Source organism: Paenibacillus sp. FSL M7-1455 (genome assembly GCF_038004655.1).
Lineage (GTDB): Bacteria > Bacillota > Bacilli > Paenibacillales > Paenibacillaceae > Paenibacillus_AQ > Paenibacillus_AQ cookii.
In genome coordinates, this window is record NZ_JBBORO010000001.1 from 3,978,649 (window position 1) to 3,999,158 (window position 20,510).

Here is a 20,510-nt window from a genome sequence, read left to right on the forward strand (position 1 = left end):
TACGGATCTTGTGATCCTAATGGTTTTCATTTCGCTTTCAACGTTATGCCGCGCCGATTACATCAGCATTTGCGGGTCTACGTCAATGCTGATCTGCAGCTGCTGGTTATGCGCCGTCTCTTCCAGCTGCTCGGCCGATTCGCGGACGAGGCCGACGGCATCGATATTCCCACGCCATTTTACCATACATTGAAACCTGTATCTATTTTTTATCCTCGGAATGGGGGAAGCCACCGGTCCCAGCACGTCAAACGCGTCGGCGGTCAGCCGGTCCAGGCTGCCGAACCAGCCGCGCTGCCTTGCTTTTCCCTGAAGCACAGATACCATGTTTTCCGCCATGCGCACCAAAAGCGGCAGCTGCTCATGCGTCAGCGTGATCAGGATCAGCCGGCAATACGGCGGATAATGCAGGTTGCGGCGGTGCTTTAGCTCATCCCTGACGAAAGCCAGATAATCATGGCCGCTGGCATGGATGATCGAATAATGGTCCGGCGTGTAGGACTGGATCAGCACCTCCCCTTTCAGCTGGTGCCTTCCCGCCCTGCCCGCGACTTGCGTCAGCAGCTGGAACGTTTTTTCCCCCGCCCGGAAATCGGGAAGATTGAGCGCCGAATCCGCGGTAATGACGCCAACGAGCGTCACGTCCGGAAAATCCAGCCCTTTCGCGACCATTTGGGTGCCGAGCAGGACGTCGGCTTTTTTGTCGCGGAACTGCTTCAGCAGCTTTTCGTGCGATCCTTTTTCCGTCGTCGTGTCGACGTCCATCCGGATGACCCGGATGCCGGGGAACAGTTTGGCCAGTTCCTCTTCGACCCGCTGCGTGCCGGTCCCGAAATAACGGATGTGTTCGCTTCCGCATTCCGGGCAGACGGACGGCGCGGGCTCCGCGTAACCGCAGTAATGGCAGCGGAGATTATTCGATTTTTGATGGTAGGTAAGGGATATGTCGCATTCGGGACAACCCGCCACGTAACCGCAGCTGCGGCACATGACGAAGGTCGAATAGCCGCGCCGGTTGAGGAGCAGCACAATCTGCTCCCCGCGCTGGAGCCGGGTTTCGATCGCCTGATGCAGGGAGCGGCTGAACATGGAGCGGTTGCCCTCCTTCAGCTCTTCCCGCATGTCGACGATTTGCACCGCCGGCAGTTCGTTGCCGAGCGCCCGCCGCTTCATTTCCAGCAGCATGGGCGCAAACTCGTCGTTCGCCCGGGACCGGGCGGCATGATAACTTTCGAGCGACGGCGTCGCCGATCCCAACACGACGGCGGCCCCATATTGCCGGGCCCTTTTGACCGCGACGTCCCGCGCGTGGTATTTGGGACTTTCCTCCTGCTTATAAGACGTCTCATGCTCTTCGTCCATAATGATCAGGCCGATCCGGTCGAACGGCGCAAAAATGGCGGAACGCGCCCCGATCGCTACCTTGACTTTGCCCTCGCGTATTTTCCGCCACTCGTCGTAACGCTCGCCGCCGGAGAGGCGGCTGTGCATGACGGCGACCTGGTCGCCGAAGCGACCCTTGAACCGTTCCACCATTTGGGGCGTCAACGAAATTTCGGGGACAAGGACGATGGCCTGCCGGTCCTGTTCGATGCAGTGCTGGATCGTCTGCAAATAAATTTCGGTTTTGCCGCTGCCGGTGACGCCGTGCAAAAGGAAAACCCCGTGGCGTCGTGCATCCAGCGAGTCGACGATCCGGTCATACGCGTGCTGCTGCTCGTCGTTCAGGCGAAGCGGTTCCGTCGGCTTGAAGCGGCGTCCGCGATACGGATCGCGGAACACCTCCATCTCCTCGATCGCAACGAATCCCTTGTCCGCAAGCCCCTTGACGGTGGCCGCCGAGACCTGAAGCGCCTTAAGCACCTCTTTAAGCGGAAGGGGGAGCAGTTCCTTCATCTCGAGAATAAACTGCAGCACTTCCCGCTGCCGCTGCGCCTTGGCCGGAAATTGCGGGAGCGCCGCCAACGCCTCGTCCGGATCGACGGCGAGGTCGACCGCTTTGAGCATTTTCTTTTGCAGCTTGTCCTTGATGCTCTGATTCTCCTGCAAAATTCCTTTTCGCAGCAGCGATTTGATCGTTTCGGCGCTATCCGGGAAGATGCGGCTGAGCTGCTGGGCCGGCACCTCTCCCTTTTGCGCGACGTAGGCCATGATCGTTTTTGCTTCTTCCGTCGGTTCGGCGACGACACGCACCAGCGAATACTCGTCCTCTTCCTCCGGTTGCCCTTCCGGATCCCCAAGCGAGATGTACCGCTCCGCCTTGCCCTTCAGCGCCGTCGGCACCATGACCTGAAGCGCGGTAATGAAACGGCAGGCGTATTTTTGGCTCATCCATTCCGCAAGCTTGACGAGTTCGGGAGACAACGGAGGCACGACGTCCAGAACCTCCTGGATGTTTTTCAGGCGCATTCCGCCGGGCGAAGGCCGATCCTGCAGATCGACCACGAACCCCTGAACCGTCCTGTGGCCGAACGGAACCCCGACCCGGCTCCCGATCTCAAGCCACGACCGCATCGATTCCGGAATCAAATAGTCGAACGGACGGTCCGTATCCTTCACCGGCACATCGACGATGACTTTTGCCACTTGCGGAAGCATCATCGGTTCCCCGCTTCACTCATCCGCTCGGCCGCAATCGCGAGCAGCCTCCGCGCCACTTCGTTTTTGGTCATGACCGGCATCTTTTCGACCAACCCGTCCGCATCAAAAACCTGTACGATGTTGGTATCCGAACGGAAGCCCGCCCCTTCCGCCGTCACGTCATTGGCGACGATCAGGTCGCAATGTTTCCGGCGCAGCTTATCCTTGGCATACGCTTCGACGTCATGGGTTTCCGCGGCAAACCCGATCAAAAACTGATGGGTTTTGCTTTTGCCGAGCGTTTCCAGAATGTCCACCGTTTTCACGAGCTCCAGCGTCATCGTGTCGCCTTTTTTCTTGATTTTGCTGCTCGCCGCTACCGCCGGACGGTAGTCCGCCACCGCGGCGGCTTTGATGACCAGGTCGCTATCCGGAAAATGCTTCAGCACGGCCTGGTACATCTCTTCCGCGGACTGGACGTGTTCGGCATCGATCCCCGCCGGAGGCGCCACGTCGGTCCGCCCGTAGATCAAACGCACGTCGGCTCCCATCGCGCGCGCGGCCTCGGCGATCGCAAATCCCATTTTTCCCGAGGAATCGTTGGTGATATAACGGACGGGGTCAATGCGTTCGATCGTCCCCCCTGAAGTCACGACGACCTTTTTCCCCTGCAAAAGACCGGGCCCAGCCTGCTCCTTGTCCGCAAAATATTTCTCCACCACGGCCACGATGCTTTCCGGCTCTTCCATCCGCCCTTTGCCGACGTAACCGCAGGCAAGCAGCCCTTCCCCGGGTTCGATCATCATGACGCCCCGCCGCTCCAACGTTTTCATGTTTTCCTGAACGGCAGGATGCCCGTACATATGTACATTCATTGCCGGTGCAAGCATGACCGGCGCAGTCGTTGCGAGAAGCGTCGTCGACAGCATGTCGTCCGCCAGACCGTGGGCCATCTTGCCGATCATGTTGGCCGTTGCCGGTGCGATCAGCACCAGATCGGCCGCATCCGCCAAACGGATGTGCGATACGACCGCCGGATCCCTTTCGTCGAACGTATCGCTGAACACCGCGTTTTTGGACAAGCTTTGCAGCGTCAGCTCCGTGATGAATTGCTTGGCCGAGGATGTCATGATGACATGCACGTCCGCTCCTTTTTGGACCAGCTTGCTGCACAGGCTTGCCGCCTTATAAGCCGCAATCCCGCCGGTAACGCCCAGCACGATCGTTTTTCTGTTTAACATGTTAACCGCCTTCTTTCGCTTCGGAATAGAGAAAAAACATCCCCACAAAGCGGAGACTGTATGCCAATCTTGTTCCTATCCTTTGCGGGGTTCCAATTGCAGTTGTATGAAGACCGCTCATGAGGGTTCTTAAAAAAAATACAACCTTGCGGTTGTATTCGTTCCCGTGTCTATGGACGCGAAGGTCAGGAGAACATGCCGTCTCCCCCTTCGGTTATAGATTGAATTGAAGCAACCGCTGAAGGCCGACTTCGTTCCATGCGTCCCTTGGGCCTTAAGGTTTTTTGATTTCGTCCTTTTCGGCTTCGGGCTCAGGCACGATCTTGATCAGGTCGTTGTAGATTTCCTCAAGCGCCACGCCCACGAACTTATGGGAGCGCGGGTTTTTCAGTTCGGTTTTTTCTCCCTCGCGCAGCTGTCTGGCGCGTCTCGATGCAGCGACCACCAGCGAATACTTGCTGTCGACTTTGTTCATCATTTCATCAATCGAAGGATACAACACGTTACTGCCACCTCTTTTTGTCCAAAGTAAAATATGTTGCAAGCCGTTAGTCCCTACCGCTTCACCTTACAATGTTCGGCTACGATAATGGATTCTATTCGCTTGCATGCGGAATCGATCTCGTCGTTGACGACGGCATAGTCATAATGCTCCATCAGGCCGATTTCGTCAACCGCCACCGACATCCGGTGGTCGATCGTCGCCTGGTTCTCCGTGCCGCGGCCCACGATACGGTCTTTCAACTCGTCCAGGGACGGCGGCAGCAGGAAAATAAAGACGCCTTGGGGGAATTTCTCTTTCACCTGCAGCGCGCCCTGCACCTCGATCTCCAAAATAATGTCCTTGCCGCTCTCGAGCGTTTTTTCCACGAAATCGCGCGGAGTGCCGTAATAGTTCCCTACGTATTCAGCATATTCCAGCAGCTCGTTGTTTTGCATCATATTCATAAACTGCTCGCGGGTTTTGAAAAAATAATTCACTCCGTCTTCCTCGCCGAGCCGCGGGCTCCGGGTCGTGGCCGAAACGGAGTACACAAGTTCCGGAAGTTTGCCTCTCAGCGCGGTACAGACGGTTCCTTTTCCAACTCCGGATGGTCCGGACAATACAAACAATAATCCTTTTGACATAATACTCCCCAACTCGTTATTCGTCATGATCGTCGTCTTTGCTGGACAGACGGTGAGCCACCGTTTCGGGCTGTACGGCGGACAGGATGACATGATCGCTGTCCGTAATGATTACGGCACGGGTCCGGCGTCCGTATGTCGCGTCGATCAACATATGACGGTCTCTCGCTTCCTGAATGATTCGTTTAATGGGTGCTGATTCAGGGCTTACAATGGAAATGATTCGGTTAGCCGATACAATATTCCCGAAGCCGATGTTAATGAGTTTGATTGCCATAATCAGGTTCTTCCCCCTATACATTTGACTCTTGTCTGTTTTATGTCGAAAGCGCCTTTTATTCTATATTGGCCAATTGTTCGCGAATTTTTTCCAGCTCCGCCTTCATTTCGACAACACGGTTTACCAGAGTCAGATGATTGGCCTTCGATCCAATCGTATTGACTTCCCTGTTCATTTCCTGAATCAGAAAATCCAGTTTTCTTCCGACCGGTTCATCCGCACGAAGCAAACCCTTGCATTGCTCAAAATGGCTCTGCAGACGTATCAATTCCTCGTCTATATTGGAACGGTCTGCGAAAATTGCAATTTCCATGCCAAATTTATGTTCATCAAAGGCAAACGAACCGTCATTAAGATCAGACAGCCTTTGTTTGAGCTTATTGCGGTAATCCTCGACTACTGTAGGCGCCAGCTGCAGCATTTCGGCGTGCAGGGCCTGAAGCTTGCTTAAGCGCTGCTCCACGTCCGCCGCCAAATGTTTGCCTTCCATGCTTCGCATCGCCGCAAGTCCTTCCAAAGCGGCCCGCAGTCCCTTTTCGAGAACCGGCCCCCACTCGTCCACGTCGGGTTCACCCGGCGAGGCTCCGTGCTCGGGCGATATCCAAACGTCGGGCAGAGACAACAAATCCTTCACAGTCAGTTCGCCGTCGAGGCCGTAACGCTGTGAAAGATCCTGCGCCGCCTTCAAGTACATCTTCACGGCATGTTCGTTAAGCAAGGCATGCGGAGCATGATCGTCGCCCTCTTCCTTCGTGACGAACACATCGACGCGCCCGCGCTTGACGTATTGCTGCACCGTTCTCCGCAAAGCGTCCTCGAAGCAAGTCCACTCACGCGGCAGACGAAGCACGACTTCGCAGTAGCGGTGATTGACGGACTTCACTTCAAATACCACTTTATGCCCTCCATGCTGAAGGGCAGATCGACCGTATCCGGTCATGCTAAAAGACATCGGCACCACATCCATTACACTATTGTAATTGATTACGATCAACGAAACAAGGGGGACAATTGGCGGCCGGATCTTGCCCATACGTGCTCGATCAGCTGGGCGCTCATTTCATACAACATGAACGGAGTCATCAAATAGATCCCGTTGAAATGATCCATCGCGACGTCGAGAAGCTCCTTCGCGATTTGAACGCCCATCGCCCTGCCTTCTTCCCCTTCGAGTCCGGCCATCCGGCTGCGGACATCGTCCGAAAGCTGAATGCCGGGCACTTCGTTGTGCAAATATTCCGCGTTTCTTCCGCTCGCCAGCGGCATGATTCCCATAAAGATCGGCGTATCCAGATGTTTCGTGGCTTCGCCTACCGCCCGGATCAGCTCCGGATCGTACACCGGCTGGGTCATGATATAGTCCGCGCCTGCGGCGATTTTCCGTTCCAGCCGGGCCACCGCTTTGTCCAGATGCTTGCCGTGCGGGTTAAACGCGGCGCCCACGACGAACTTCGCTTTTTGCTTCAGCGGTTTGCCGGAGAAAGCGATGCCTTCGTTCAACTGCTTGATCATCCGGATGATTTCGAACGACGTTAAGTCGTATACCGAACTGGAGCCGGGCAAATCCCCGAAGCGGGCAGGGTCTCCGGTCACGGCCAGGACATGGTCAATGCCAAGGGCGTCGAACCCCATCATGTGCGACTGGGTTCCGATCAGGTTGCGGTCGCGGCAAGCGATGTGGACAAGCGGGCGCAGCCCGGTTTCAACCTGGACGAGATGTCCGAGCGCCATGTTGCTCATGCGCGTCACGGCAAGCGAATTGTCCGCGAGCGTAAGCGCATCGGCTCCGGCCTCTTTCAGCCGGTGCGCGCCTTTCATGAATTTCGAAATGTCCAGATCGCGCGGCGGATCAAGCTCGACGATGACCGTGTGGCGCTGCTTGGCCAATTCGACCAGGTTCGGTTCGCGGTTCCCCGAAGGCGTTTCCGGTTCCGGTTCGCGAACGGTCAGCGGGGCCTCCGGCTCGGGAATAGGCTCGTACACGGCCGGCTGCGGCACGTATTCCGCGAGCGCCTTGGCGATCGCTTCGATATGGGCCGGCGTCGTGCCGCAGCATCCGCCGATGATGCGGGCGCCGAAATCGGCAAACTGGACGGCCATCTGGCCGAAATATTCCGGTCCCGCCCCGTAGCGGTATTCCCCGTCCACGTAATCGGCGACGCCCGCATTCGGGTAAACCGACACCGGCGCAGGGAGCCGGCCGTCAAGCGCCTTAATCGCGCTCAGAATCCCGTTCGGCCCGGTGCGGCAGTTAAAGCCGATGATGTCGGCGCCTTCCGACTGCACGATCCGGAAAGCGTCGGGCATCGTGTAGCCGTCCAAGGTTCTGGCGACGTCCTCGACCGCAAACTGGCAAATGACGGGAACGTCGGTTAAACGGCGCGTGATGGATAAGGCAAGCACCAATTCCTCCACGTCGTAGAACGTTTCGAGCATGACGCCGTCCACGCCTTCGGCGAGGAGCGCCTGCAGCTGCTGCTCGAAATACTTTTTGAGTTCGCCGCTTGAAATATTCGTCCGCTTGCCGCCGCGGATGGATCCGACCGCCCCGACGACGTAGCCGCCCGGGCCGGCCGCTTCGCGCGCAATCCGCACGCCCGCCCGGTTGATTTCGCTGACCTTCGATTCCAGGCCGTATTTGGACAGTTTATCGTAATTGGCCGAAAACGTATTGGACTCGAGCACCTGCGCGCCCGCCTGAACGTAGCGCCGGTGAACGTCCCGGATCACCTCCGGAGAGGTTAAGTTCAGCTCCTCGTATGAAATCCCCACAGGAAAACCCATTTGATATAGAAACGTGCCCATCGCTCCATCCCCGACAAGCACCTTATCGTCCAATGCCACTCGCAAATCCGGCTTCATCAACTATTCCCCCAACCCGTATTTTTCATCTAATGTATCACAAATGCCTTCAAATTCCCACTGGTTCGCAGGGAATTCAAAAAAAGAGGACGGCGCTTGAAGCCGGGACGCAAGCTGTCGGCGCATCGCGCATCCGATCGATGCGCCCTCAAAGAAAAAAGCTTGCCGGCGGCTCCCATCCCGGGGCTCCGGCAAGCTTTCGGCTATCGTTTTCGGCATCAAGCCGAGACTTCGCCCGTAAAGACGAACGCGGCAGGACCCGTCATGTAGATCCGGTTGTCCTCCTCATTCCACTTGATGAAGAGGCTTCCGCCTTTCAACCGCACTTCCGCCTCGCGGTCCGTCTTCCCGTTCAGCACCGAAGAAACGAGCGTCGCGCAAGCTCCCGTGCCGCAGGCAAGGGTAGGACCCGCTCCCCGCTCCCAAACGCGCATGTCGATCGTTTTCCGGTCCGCTACGGTCGCAAATTCGACGTTCACTTTTTTCGGGAAATACGGATGGACTTCCAGCTTCGGCCCCCAGGTGTGGAGATCGAAACGGACCGCATCCTCGACGTAAATCACGCAGTGCGGATTGCCCATCGAGACGGCCGTAAACCGGAAGGTCTCCCCGTCCGCCTCCAGCGGCACGTCCACCACCGGCGTCGAGTCGATCGTGGTCGGAATCTGCAGCCCGTCCAGCACCGGCTCGCCCATGTCCACGGTTACCGTGGCGGCCCTGCCGTTCTCCGCCTGGATGACGACCTTTTGCACGCCGGCTCCGAGCGTTTCGATCGTAATTTCTTCCCTTTGGACGTACCCGTGGTCGTAAACGTATTTGGCCACGCAGCGGATCGCGTTGCCGCATTGCTCCGCCTCGCTTCCGTCCGAATTGATGATCCTCATCCGGTAATCGGCGCGCTCGGACGGCAGGATGTAGACGAGCCCGTCGGCTCCGATCCCGAAATAGCGGTCGCACCATTGGACGGCAAGCTCCGCCGCATTGCCCGGAAGAGCCTGCTCGCCGTATATCACAATAAAGTCATTGCCAAGACCATGCATTTTCGTAAATTCCATCGGATGGTGCCACTCCTTAAGTTTTGCTTGTTTTACTGCTCCTAAGCATAGCTTAAGGCATGGCGGAATTGTATAAACTTTATGCCGAAATATTTGTACTTTTCGCCACGAAACGTCTGCGTTTCGAGCGCCGGCCGCCCCATACGCTGCCAGCGCCCATCAGGAAGGTCGGGATGCCTGCGGCCACGATCGAGATGGACCATTCGCGGAACCCGAGCGGAACCGTTTTGAAAATCGGCTGCAGCGCTTCGATGTACATGACGCCGAGCATCAGGACGACCGAAGAGAGCACCGCCAGCACCAAATACTTGTTTTGCAGCGGATTCCGGTGGAAAATGGACCGCGAGCTTCTGCAGTCGAATACATGGATGAGCTGCGCCAAAACGAGCGTCGCGAACGCAACGGACTGCGCCTTGGCGATTTGTCCGGCATTGCCCGGGTCGACCCGCAGCGTCAGCCAGAAGGCGCCCAGCGTGCAAAATCCGATCAAAAAGCCGCGGCTGATGATTTTCCAGCCGAGCCGCCGCGCGAAGATGTTTTCTCTCGCGCCGCGCGGTTTATGCTCCATCAAATCCTTCTCCGGCTGATCGACGCCAAGCGCCATCGCCGGCAAGCCGTCGGTCACCAGATTGACCCACAAAATCTGGATCGGGAGCAGCGGGAGCGGCAGCGCCAGCATCATCGCGAAAAACATCGTCAAAATTTCGCCGACGTTCGATGCCAGCAGGTAGCGGATAAATTTGCGTATATTTTCGTAAATGCTCCGCCCTTCCTCGATGGCCGCCACGATGGTGGAGAAGTTGTCGTCGCTCAGCACGAGCGCCGAAGCTTCCTTCGTCACGTCCGTTCCCGTAATGCCCATGGCGATGCCGATGTCTGCGGCTTTGATCGCCGGGGCGTCGTTGACGCCGTCGCCCGTCATGGCCACGACATGGCCTTTGCGCTGCAGCGACTTGACGATCCGCAGCTTATGCTCCGGCGAAACGCGGGAATAGACGTAAATGTTGTCCACTTTCGCATCCAGCTCCGCGTCGTCCATCCGGTTCAGATCCTGTCCGGACATGGCCAGCCCGCCGCGGGGCATGATGCCGAGCTGATGCGCGATCGCTTCGGCCGTCGTGCCGTGGTCCCCGGTAATCATGACCGTTTTGATGCCGGCGCGGCGGCAGGTGTTGATCGCGTCGCGCACCTCGCGGCGCGGCGGGTCGATCATGCCGGCCAAACCGACGAACACGAGCTGGGTTTCGGCTTCCTTTTCGCTGCTTAACGAATCATGCGCCCGCACTTCGCGGTAAGCGGCTCCAAGCACCCGCAGCGCGTTCGAAGCCATCTGTTCGTTGGCCGCCAGCACTTTTTGCTTCAAGGTCGCGGTGAACGGCACCACGTTGCCCTCCCATAATATGTAAGCGCACTGGTTCAGGAGGACGTCCGGAGCCCCTTTCGTGCACAGCAGCCGGCCGCCCTGGTGGCTGACCACGACGGACATCAGCTTGCGCTCGGAATCGAAAGGGAATTCCTGGTCGCGCTTGTACAAACCGGACAAAGATTCCGGGGTCATGCCCATTTTGGAGGACAACGTGATGAGCGCGCCCTCGGTCGGATCCCCTTTCAGCCCCCAAACGGGGCCGGCAGGCTCCTCTTTTCCTTTCCGTTTGCCTTTCGGCTCCGTTTGCTGCACCTCGTAAATTTCCGCGTTATTGCATAACGCGCCGATTTGCAGCAGCCGGCGCAAGGCTTGATCGTTGCGGACGTCGATGGTTTTTCCCTTTTCGAGAATCTGGCCGGTAGGCGCATAGCCGTCTCCCGTCACTTCCAGATCCCGGCCGCCGACCCAAAGCCGCGTGACGGTCATTTTGTTTTGGGTCAAAGTGCCTGTCTTATCCGAACAAATGACGGACGCGCAGCCCAGCGTCTCCACGGAAGGGAGCTTGCGGACGATGGCCTTTCGTTTGATCATGCGCTGCACGCCGAGAGCCAAAGCGACGGTCACGATGGCCGGCAGCCCCTCCGGTATGGCGGCGACGGCAAGGCTGACGCCGGCGAGGAACATGCCTACGGCAGGCTGTCCATGCAAAATGCCCGCCACGACGACCATCACGGTCAAGCCCAAGGCCAGCATAATCAGCAGTTTGCCGAGCTGCTCGAGCCGGTGCTGCAGCGGCGTTTGCTGAGTGTCGGTATTTTGGATCAGGTCCGCGATTTTGCCCATTTCCGTATCCATGCCGGTCCGGATGACGATGCCTTTCGCCGTGCCGCGGGTCATCATCGTGCCCATGAAACCGAGGTTTTTCTGGTCGCCCAGGGGCACCTCCGGTTCCGATATGACCTGGCTGTGCTTGCCGACCGGAACCGATTCGCCCGTCAGCGCCGACTCCTCGACGTAGCAGCTGCTCGTTTCAAGCCACCGCACGTCCGCGGGAACCCGGTCGCCGCTCTCCAGCAGGATGACGTCGCCCGGCACAAGCATTTTCGCAGGGATCGAGACGACCCTGCCTTCCCTGAGCACTTTGGCGGACGGGGCCGACAGCTGCTTCAGCGCGCGCAGGGAACGCTCGGCCCGGAATTCCTGGACGAATCCCAGCACCCCGTTCAGCAAAATGATGGCAATAATCGTAACGGCATCCAGATATTCGCCCAACAGGCCGGACACGAGCGTGGCCCCCATCAGCACCAGTACCATAAAATCCTTGAACTGGTTCAAAAACAGCGCGAATAAAGAGATCTTTTTGCCCTCGGACAGCTCGTTGCTCCCGTGCTGCTTCCTTCTCTCGTCAGCCTGTTCTTCCGTCAGGCCGCTCTGCGGCTGGACGCCCAGAACCTGCTGCAGATCTTCGGCATTCATCTGATGCCATGCTTTTTGTTCCATGCTTCCCTTTCCCTCCCGCTCTTTGTGCTGCCGCCGGCAAGTGGCCGACAGCTTTTCCACCTGTTCTAACGTAAATGTATTCGGACAGGGCCTGAAATATCACAGAAGCGGCCTCTTAAGTTTTTGGGCAAACTATGGCATCATAGAGAGGACGGGTTTTGAAACGAGGATTTTGCGGCAATCCGTCGATCGGCCGTACCGAATCACGCAAAATCCGGATCAATCGACCGCAATCAAGCCAACGACTTACATAAATGATAGATGGGAGAATATAAAACATGTCATTGGACGGAATCGTAACAAGGGCGATCGTGCATGAGCTGGAAAAATGCCGGGGAGCCCGCATCAGCAAAATATACCAGCCCGGAGACCACGATCTTCTGCTGCACCTGCGCACGCGCGAGGGCAACGCCAAGCTGCTGCTGTCGGCGAATCCGACGTATCCGCGGGTGCACTTCACGGAGCGGAGCTTCATGAATCCGCAGGAAGCGCCGATGTTCTGCATGCTCATGCGCAAACATTGCGAGGGCGGGATCATCGAAGACATCAGCCAGGTCGGCATGGAGCGGATCATCCATTTGACGGTCCGCCAGCGCGACGAGCTCGGGGACGTATCCACCAAAAAAATCGTCGTCGAGCTGATGGGACGCCACAGCAACATCATTTTGACCGACCATTCGAGCGAAACCATCCTCGACGGCATTCATCACGTCACGCCCAGCATCAGCAGCTACCGGATCGTCATGCCGGGGTTTGCCTACACCGAACCGCCGCAGCAACATAAGCTCGACCCGCTGGCAGCGGACCGCAAAGAATTTTTCGTCAAATGCTCCGGCGCCCAGGACCCCGTTGCCTGGATCGTCGATACGTTCAGCGGGGTGAGTCCTCTGGTCGCCCAGGAAATCGCGCACCGCGCCGGGACAGGGGCCGTATTTGACCCTCAAGCGGGCGAGGACGAAACGTATGAGCGGTGCGCCGCTTTATGGGATGCTTTCACCTCCGTGATGGAACCTGTCCGAAAACACGAATACAAGCCGGTCTCCGGAGCGAACGCCAAAGGCAAAATGGTGTTTTCCGCCGTCAACCTGACGCTGCTTGCGGACGAGATCAAACATTACGACTCGATCAGCGCCTGCATGGAGGATTATTTCGGGGAAAAAGCCGAGCGGGACACGGTCAAGCAAAAGGTGAGCGACCTGCTTCGTTTCCTGCAAAACGAACGTTCCAAAAACATCAAAAAACTCGACCACCTGCACAAGGATCTGGCCGAGGCGGACGATGCCGACCGGTACCGGATTTATGGAGAGCTGCTGTTCGCTTCGCTGCATACGATCCAAAAAGGCGACAAAACGGCCGAACTCGTCAATTTTTACGATGAGGAGCAAAAGACGGTCTCCATCCCGCTCGATCCGCTGCTGACGCCGTCGGACAACGCCCAGCGGTATTTCAAAAAATACAACAAATACAAAAACAGCCTCGTCGTCATTCAAGAGCAGCTGGAGAAAACGAAGGAAGAAATCCGCTACATGGACGAGCTGCTGCAGCAGCTGTCCTACGCGTCCATGAGCGACATCGACGAAATCCGCGAGGAGCTGATCCAGCAGGGCTACCTCCGCGACCGCAGCAAAAAGACGAAGAAAAAGAAAAAAAACGACCGTCCGACGCTGCATGTGTTCACCTCGTCCGAAGGCGTCGAAATTTACGTCGGCAAAAACAACCTGCAAAACGAATATTTGACCAACAAGCTGGCCGCCTCGGGGGATACCTGGCTGCATACGAAAGACATTCCCGGTTCCCATGTCGTGATCCGCAGCAGCGAATTCGGCGACCGGACGCTCGAGGAGGCGGCCATGCTTGCGGCTTATTACAGCCAGGCGAAAGAATCCAGCAGCGTTCCCGTCGATTACACCCTGATCCGTCACGTCCACAAGCCAAACGGGGCCAAACCCGGATTCGTCATCTACGACCATCAAAAAACGCTGGTCATCACGCCGGATGAGGAACGGATCAAAAGTCTCGCCAACGCGCTGAAATAATCACGAATGCCGGAACCCGTTAAAAAAGCTGCCGCTCCTGCTTTCCCAAGCAGAAACGCGCAGCTTTTTTCCGTGATGAGCCTCTATTAACGTAACCCGAAACCTGCGGTCGCTTGCCGGAGCTGTTCAAGCACCTTTGCCGAAACCGTCCGGTTGCCGATCTCGCCGTGGAACACGACGCCCTGCCTTGCCCCATGGAAATCGGAGCCGGCCGTCACGATCAGCCCGTATTGATCCGCCATGGCCTGATAGCGTTTCTCGTCCTCGGGCCCGTGATCCGAATGAAAGACCTCGATGCCCGCAGGCCGGGCCTGTTCCAATATTTCCCTGACCAGCCTATCGTCGCCGTAAATTCCCGGGTGGGCAAGCACCGGGGTTCCTCCGGCTTCGCGGATCCAAGAACACGCTTCATCGGGCGAAATCCGCGGAACCGAAACGTACGCAGGGGCATTTTCCCCTAAATATTTGTCAAAAGCATCCCGCATATCGCGGGCATATCCCTTGCCGACCAGCACGTCCGCTATATGCGGGCGGGCAACGGTCTCATCGGGACCCAGTTCCCTCCCGAGCCCGGCGATGACCTCTTCCATCGTAATGTCCACGCCCAGCTCACGCAGCTTCGCGATCATTTTCGCGTTGCGTTCGTCCCGCGTATTCCGCAGGTCGGCCAACCGCTGCAGAAAAAGTTCATTTCCGCAATCGACGTAATACCCGAGCACATGAATGTCTTTTCCGCTTGCGCGGGTGCTGATTTCGACGCCGGGGACGACGGTGACGCCGCTGCGGACGCCTTCTTCCATCGCCTCCTTCACGCCCGCGACCGTATCGTGATCGGTGATGGCGATCGCCGCAAGCCCCTTATCCCGGGCAAGCCGGACGTTTTCCGCGGGGCTCTGCATGCCGTCCGACGCCAGCGTGTGCGTATGCAGGTCGCATGTTCCCGTTGCAACAGTCATTGAGCATTCCTCCACATCGTTTTGTCTTGTATTTATTGTAAAGGATTCGGGGAGCTGCCGCCAAATCAACCGCAAACGGATCTTGCGCGACGGGAAACTTCCTTAATATAAGCAAGGATTCGCGAGCCTAACCGTAAAAAAGGCATGCATCCGAAAAAGTCGGACCCATGCCTGCCATACAGCCGTTATGTAAATAATCTATCTGCGTTTTCGGGTGTTTTTGATGAGCGTCATTCTTCGGGAATGGCGCAGCCAGGAATAATAGGACTTCAAATCTCTTAATTCGATCGTTTCGGACATCCGTCCCAAAAACGTAACCACGATCATTTTATGCAAAGGATTGCCGCTGATGTCAAATTCGCCTTCGAGTTCGGTAAATTCCGCAACGACGACCAAATCCTCGTCAATCAGATAAACGTCCTGTTCATTCCGGTAATAGGGGAGCATCCGGCTTTGTTTCAGGCATTCCCACATCCATGCCGCAATGTCGTCCGTTTGGTGATCCCCGCGCTCGATGCGGTCGTTATATCTCGTTTTTGCATGATTGGTTATGACGATGTCAGCAACCTTTTTATCGCCCAGGACAACGTAGAATGGTTCATAGGTGCTCCACCTTTCCATTCCTCTGTCGCGCATGGAACATCACTCTCCACCACATAGGACTTTCAGTCTAGATATATTTACCTATTATATTACATCACAACATCTGGTTGCACAAGTAAAAAAGTCTTAAAATTAATAGAATTCCAGATGGCTCTCCGACTAAATATCCGCAGCTTGCAACAAGGCATGCCTCGAAGGCCGCAAACCGCTCCCATCCCGTTCGAAACGTTCGAACGCCCGGGACCTCCCCGTAGAAGCTGCTTTCCGAAGCGCGGAATAAAAAAAAGCAGCCGTTAGGCTGCTAGCCGTTAGGCTGCTTTTGCGAAAAAACGTCTTATGTTCGATGGGAAACCGGGGTCATCCCCGCTGAAAGAACGGGCCCCTTTCGATATTATAGGCCATAAAATCTCGTTTTGTCGGGAACGTCTTTCGTATATTCCGTTTTGATCTCGTTGCGGTAGGAGCGCTCAATCTTTCGCACATAGGAAAGCCTGCGAATGTTTTTGGCCGTTTCTTCGGCCCGATCCGCGTTGACGTACATCACCACATAATGCATGCGCCTCGAAATATAATGAACGGTTCCATACTTTTCAAGATTTCTGGCCGCCTTGACATCCGTCACCCATATAATATAACCTGTCCGTTCTGCAAACATCTTTTCCCACCTCGCTTATGTTCCCTGTCTACAGCTTAACCGCCGCAGCCGCATTTGCCCCCGCCGCCGCAGCCGCGTTTCGGAAGCGGATCGTTGCTTGGCACCTTAATCGTGTCCGATACGGAAAACGCAATCATTTCGGACATCTGGTGAAGCAGATCGTCGAGCTCCTTTTCCGCTTGCTTAAAGCGTACGACTTCCTCAAACTGATCCAGCTGTTCCTCGACGGCCTTCACCTCATCCTTCGCGCTGTGGTAGTTCGGATGGAAGTGTCCGAAACGCTGGGTTTCCTCGAAGAGCTCTTTCTTCTTCGCAAGCAGGCGGACCAGCTCCTGGATTTCAGGATTGCTGTCAACGCGCTGCTTCCAATATAAATAATCAGACACCTCGACGGACTGATTGATCATATCGCCTAATTCATAGGCGTTCATCAGTACGGCAGCCATGTCCATTGTCTGCACTTCTGATACGCTCATGAAAATTCATCCCAATTCCTTAAAAGTTCCACTTGTCGTCAAGTGGACTCTTCTATCATATCATAACCCGTCTTCCTTAAGAAGAGGGATTTCGGCCCTACGTCGTCTCCCCGTCGAGCTGGGGAACGATCAGTCGCAGCTCTCCCAGGTCTTCGGCCGCAAGCTCGCGCCGCTCGAACGTCCCGGTTTCCAAATCGTGCAAAACGCCCTCCGCCCTCCAGGGAGCCGAATATACCGCCGTCGGAGCGAATTCCGCACGCTTCCCCCCCAGATTAAGCAAAACCCGGGTTTGCCAGCTTTGAGCCTGCTCGACGATGCTTTGCGCGGTGGAGCTGTGGTAGCTCCGGAAATCTTGAAGCCATCTTGCCGGAAGCCGCTCATATCCCGGAAACAAGGAAACCGGCTCGGGAATGTCGTGATCCGGATCGAAAAATCGGACGTTGCGGCCGGAATAGACGAGGCCTTGTGCCTCGTAATAACGACCCGGCATCAACCGCTCCCGGGCTTCCGGCTTCGGTTCATCGCCGATCAGCGGATACGCGGGGGGCTTACCGTCGCCGTTGCCGACCCTTTTAAGCGGAGCCAGCACCATGCCTTCCAACATGCGGCGTATTTTGCCCGTTTCGGAGGTTGTGACCATAAAGTGTTTAGGCCCGATCCGCGTCAGCTCGCCTTCGAGCCGGGGATGCGCGGCGATGCGGTCGGCTTCCTCCTCGGTCAGGCAGGTCAGCAGAAGCGCCTCGTCGAACCGGGTCCGGCCGATTTCCTTGCCCCACTGCTCCACCGCTGCCGCGACATGCGCCGGAATTTCGGCGGCGGAGCCTTGGGCCAGCATGCTTAATATTTGAGGCGCCCCGAACCCCTTTTCTGCCGCTTTGGCCGTACCCGCCCGCGTCAGTTTGTACACGGACACCCGGTCGCATTGCACCAATTCGGTACAGGCCAGCAGCTTCCAGCGCAGATAAAACGGGACGCCTGGAGGGCATATGACGTCAAAATCCGGCTGGACGTAAAAACGCGCGTCGTCCTCCCCGTTTTCTCCGCCGTCCTCAAACAGCAAACGCCGGGAATCGACGGTCCACCGGAATGCGCAATCTCCGTTATCCGCCTCCGCCACGTCTCCCCAGCCGAATCCGGCAAGGGCGCAAAGCCAAGCTTCCGCTTGGCCGGCTGCATCCGCCGCATTCAGCATCCCTTCGCCTTCCATCCACCGCAGCAGCGCCGGAACGTCGATCCATTCCCGTTCGGGTCCCGCAAGGAGGCAAATGAAATACCGGAACAGCTGCATGCCGGCATCGTTTGGCCCGTACCGCTCGATCGCGGTTCGAAGCAGAATGCGGTTCATTTCATGCTCCGACAAGCTGAGCCATTCGCCAAGGCGTTGCTCATCAAGCCGGAATGCTCCGTCCCTATCCGTTATGAATCCCATGCATAACAGCAGGTCAAGCACGACGGCAATGGCCGGTTCGTACGCATCCTGATGCGCATACTGCAGGGAGAGCCGCCTTACGTGTTCATGGCTTAAAAAAAGCGGCTCCTGCAGCTTCTGCAAGCTTTTTTTGTGCACCGTCCCTTTGGCGGTCAGCGGAAGCCCCTGGTCCGCGACGTAGGCCAGCGCATGCAGCAGGTCCAGCGCGAGGCCGGGGCCCGCTTCCCGCCGGATGTTAAGCCCTGATGCGGCGGCGCTCACGCATGGCGGGGCATACAAGGCCGGCAGCAGCCGGATCAGCTTTTCCGCCGGAATGTAATACAGCCGTTCGCCCCAAGCTTTTTTGACGGCGTGGACCCATCCGCGTTTCCGGAGGCGGAGAAACGACAGCTTCAGCTCCGCCCCGCTGCGGGCCATGCCGCCGATTTCCTCCCATGCCGGCTCGCCGAACGGCTGACCCGCAAAACGGCCGGCCAGCCCCTTTAACAGCTCGGCCTCGCATTCGGCGAGCTGGCTGGGCCATTCATTCCATTCGGACGAATCGTTGATGCTCATGTTCCCGAACGCACCTCCCTTGCGGAATGGACCGCATATTCATACCCCTGCTCGACGAGGAACATTTGGCGTTTGACGGCAAACTCCTCTTCCTTGCTGTTTTCGGTCACGAGCGTATAGAAATACGCCCGGTTGTCCCCGGCTTTCGGACGCAAAATCCGTCCTAGCCGCTGCGCCTCCTCCTGCCTTGATCCGAAGCTCCCCGACACTTCGATCGCGACCGATGCGTCCGGAAGGTCTACGGCGAAATTCGCAACCTTGGACACGACGAGCACGGGCGTGTCCCCCTTCCGGAACGAAGCAAACAAGGCCGTCCGCTGGCGCTGCGGCGTCCTGCCGCTGATGAACGGCGCGCCGATCGCGGCGGCGAGCGCTTGCAGCTGGTCCAGATATTGCCCGATCACCAAAACGCCCCCTTGCGGATGCCTCTTCAGCAGATCGGCGACGATGGCCGTTTTGCCGGGGTTCTCCGCGGCAAGCCTGAATTTCTCTTTGCCTTCGGCGTAAGCATGCTTTTCCCGAAGCGCGGCATCCATCGGAACGCGGATTTCGCTGCATTCGACCCGGGCGATCCAACCTTTGGCCTCGAGTTCTTTCCACGGCATTTCGTACCGTTTGGGACCGATGAGCGAAAAGACGTCCTGTTCGCATCCGTCCTCCCTGACCAACGTCGCCGTCAGCCCCAGCCTGCGCGTGGCTTGGATCTCCGCCGTCGCACGGAACACCGGGGCCGGCAGCAAATGGACTTCATCGTATATGATGAGCCCCCAGTTCCGCTCGTTAAACAGCTTCATATGCTCGAATTCGCCTTCCTTGGAACGCCTGTGGGTCAAAATTTGGTACGTGGCGACGGTAACCGGCTTCACTTCCTTCCGTTCGCCGGTATATTGGCCCACTTGATCCGGCTTCAGCGTCGTCTTTTCGGTTAATTCGCGAATCCACTGTTCGACGGAAGTGGTGTTCGACGTCAGGATGAGGCATTCGCACTGCTGTCTTTCAAGCGCGGCGATGCCGATGATGGTCTTGCCCGCCCCGCAGGGAAGGACCAATACGCCGCTGCCGCCGCTGCCCGTTACGCCTTCGAACGCCTCAACGGCTTCCGTCTGATAGCTCCGAAGGGCAAACGGCTTTCCTTCGCCGCCATTTTGCCACTGAAGCCGCAGCGCTTGGCCTTCGTGATACCCCGCCAAATCCAGCACGGGGAACCCATAGCGCATCAGCTCCTGTTTAAGGCGGCCCCTCGCGGCAGCCGAAATTCGGGCTTGGACCGGCGAGATGCGGTCGAGCATAAGTTCCGACAATGCCGGGGACGCGATCGCTTCGTCCAGAAGCCGGCTGTCGGCAGCCGTCAGGCACAGCGCGTCCCCTTCGCCGTCCGCTTCCCTTTCCAGCATCAATTTGCCGTACCTTGAGACGAGCCCGCGGATTTCCTGCAGCAGTCCCGCCGGCAGCCCCCACCGCGCAATTGACTCCAGGTCGGCGGCAATATCCTCGGCGGTGCAGCCCAAAGCGGCCGCGTTCCATAAGGATAGCGGCGTAATTCTGTAGGTATGGAAAGCGGAGGGGCTTTTCACAAGCTCCGCAAACCGGGCAAGCTTCTCCCGAGCCGCCTCGAATCCGGGATGGGCGCATTCCAGCAGCACCGTCCGGTCGCGCTGGACGATGCAGGCTTTAAGATCGTTCATCTTCGGCTCCTTTCCATATGGAAAAAGTCCACCTCCTAACGCAGGAAGTGAACTTCGTTTTTCGGATACCTTTATGTTTTCCCAAAGATCCCCAGGCTATTCT

General features: G+C 57.3%; 16 protein-coding genes. 1 reads left to right on the forward strand and 15 read right to left on the reverse strand.

The genetic code is table 11. The annotated features are described in order from the left end of the window. Window positions 1-57 precede the first annotated feature (57 nt). From priA to NYE48_RS18435, 9 genes are all read right to left on the reverse strand, one after another. On the reverse strand, window positions 58-2,601 hold the full coding sequence (priA, locus tag NYE48_RS18395; protein ID WP_340999653.1) for a primosomal protein N': 2,544 nt from the start codon (window positions 2,599-2,601) through the stop codon (window positions 58-60). After that, window positions 2,598-3,821 (reverse strand): bifunctional phosphopantothenoylcysteine decarboxylase/phosphopantothenate--cysteine ligase CoaBC, encoded by a 1,224-nt coding sequence (coaBC, locus tag NYE48_RS18400; RefSeq protein ID WP_340999654.1) that lies wholly within the window; start codon window positions 3,819-3,821, stop codon window positions 2,598-2,600. Before coaBC ends, priA begins: the two co-directional genes overlap by 4 nt. A 274-nt stretch (window positions 3,822-4,095) precedes the next feature. Further along, complete coding sequence (gene rpoZ, locus NYE48_RS18405) at window positions 4,096-4,323, reverse strand: DNA-directed RNA polymerase subunit omega (protein ID WP_036707689.1); 228 nt, start codon at window positions 4,321-4,323, stop codon at window positions 4,096-4,098. 53 nt (window positions 4,324-4,376) lie between these two features. After that, complete coding sequence (gene gmk, locus NYE48_RS18410; protein ID WP_036707686.1) at window positions 4,377-4,949, reverse strand: guanylate kinase; 573 nt, start codon at window positions 4,947-4,949, stop codon at window positions 4,377-4,379. A gap of 16 nt (window positions 4,950-4,965) precedes the next feature. Continuing rightward, the gene (remA, locus tag NYE48_RS18415) at window positions 4,966-5,226 is read right to left on the reverse strand and encodes an extracellular matrix/biofilm regulator RemA (protein ID WP_036707683.1); all 261 of its coding nucleotides are present in this window, start codon (window positions 5,224-5,226) and stop codon (window positions 4,966-4,968) included. 58 nt (window positions 5,227-5,284) lie between these two features. Then, window positions 5,285-6,181, reverse strand: a complete 897-nt coding sequence (locus NYE48_RS18420; RefSeq protein ID WP_036707681.1) for a YicC/YloC family endoribonuclease — start codon at window positions 6,179-6,181, stop codon at window positions 5,285-5,287. A gap of 38 nt (window positions 6,182-6,219) precedes the next feature. Next, the gene (locus NYE48_RS18425) at window positions 6,220-8,091 is read right to left on the reverse strand and encodes a bifunctional homocysteine S-methyltransferase/methylenetetrahydrofolate reductase (protein ID WP_340999655.1); all 1,872 of its coding nucleotides are present in this window, start codon (window positions 8,089-8,091) and stop codon (window positions 6,220-6,222) included. A gap of 218 nt (window positions 8,092-8,309) precedes the next feature. Then, entirely contained in the window at window positions 8,310-9,146 is an 837-nt protein-coding gene (dapF, locus tag NYE48_RS18430) for a diaminopimelate epimerase (protein ID WP_212947056.1), read from the reverse strand. 79 nt (window positions 9,147-9,225) lie between these two features. Beyond that, entirely contained in the window at window positions 9,226-12,012 is a 2,787-nt protein-coding gene (locus tag NYE48_RS18435) for a calcium-translocating P-type ATPase, SERCA-type (protein WP_340999656.1), read from the reverse strand. A gap of 278 nt (window positions 12,013-12,290) precedes the next feature. On the opposite strand from NYE48_RS18435, the gene NYE48_RS18440 reads away from it, so the two are divergent. After that, window positions 12,291-14,048, forward strand: a complete 1,758-nt coding sequence (locus NYE48_RS18440) for an Rqc2 family fibronectin-binding protein (protein WP_340999657.1) — start codon at window positions 12,291-12,293, stop codon at window positions 14,046-14,048. A gap of 86 nt (window positions 14,049-14,134) precedes the next feature. On the opposite strand, the gene NYE48_RS18445 is transcribed toward NYE48_RS18440, so the two are convergent. The 6 genes from NYE48_RS18445 to NYE48_RS18470 all read right to left on the reverse strand — a co-directional run bounded on the left by NYE48_RS18445 (window position 14,135) and on the right by NYE48_RS18470 (window position 20,407). Beyond that, the gene (locus NYE48_RS18445) at window positions 14,135-15,004 is read right to left on the reverse strand and encodes a PHP domain-containing protein (RefSeq protein WP_340999658.1); all 870 of its coding nucleotides are present in this window, start codon (window positions 15,002-15,004) and stop codon (window positions 14,135-14,137) included. Window positions 15,005-15,202: 198 nt separating this feature from the next. Beyond that, window positions 15,203-15,640 carry a hypothetical protein gene (locus NYE48_RS18450; RefSeq protein ID WP_036707673.1) on the reverse strand — a complete coding sequence of 146 codons (438 nt, stop codon included), beginning with the start codon at window positions 15,638-15,640 and terminating at the stop codon, window positions 15,203-15,205. A 358-nt stretch (window positions 15,641-15,998) separates the two neighbouring features. Then, window positions 15,999-16,262, reverse strand: a complete 264-nt coding sequence (locus tag NYE48_RS18455; RefSeq protein ID WP_036707670.1) for a YlbG family protein — start codon at window positions 16,260-16,262, stop codon at window positions 15,999-16,001. 35 nt (window positions 16,263-16,297) lie between these two features. Continuing rightward, window positions 16,298-16,738, reverse strand: coding sequence for a YlbF family regulator (locus NYE48_RS18460; protein WP_036707668.1), 441 nt, complete (start codon window positions 16,736-16,738; stop codon window positions 16,298-16,300). A 97-nt stretch (window positions 16,739-16,835) separates the two neighbouring features. Further along, on the reverse strand, window positions 16,836-18,722 hold the full coding sequence (locus NYE48_RS18465; RefSeq protein ID WP_340999659.1) for a helicase-associated domain-containing protein: 1,887 nt from the start codon (window positions 18,720-18,722) through the stop codon (window positions 16,836-16,838). Further along, on the reverse strand, window positions 18,719-20,407 hold the full coding sequence (locus NYE48_RS18470) for a DNA repair helicase XPB (protein ID WP_340999660.1): 1,689 nt from the start codon (window positions 20,405-20,407) through the stop codon (window positions 18,719-18,721). The genes NYE48_RS18465 and NYE48_RS18470 overlap by 4 nt, the downstream gene beginning before the upstream one ends. Between the last annotated feature and the right edge of the window lie 103 nt (window positions 20,408-20,510).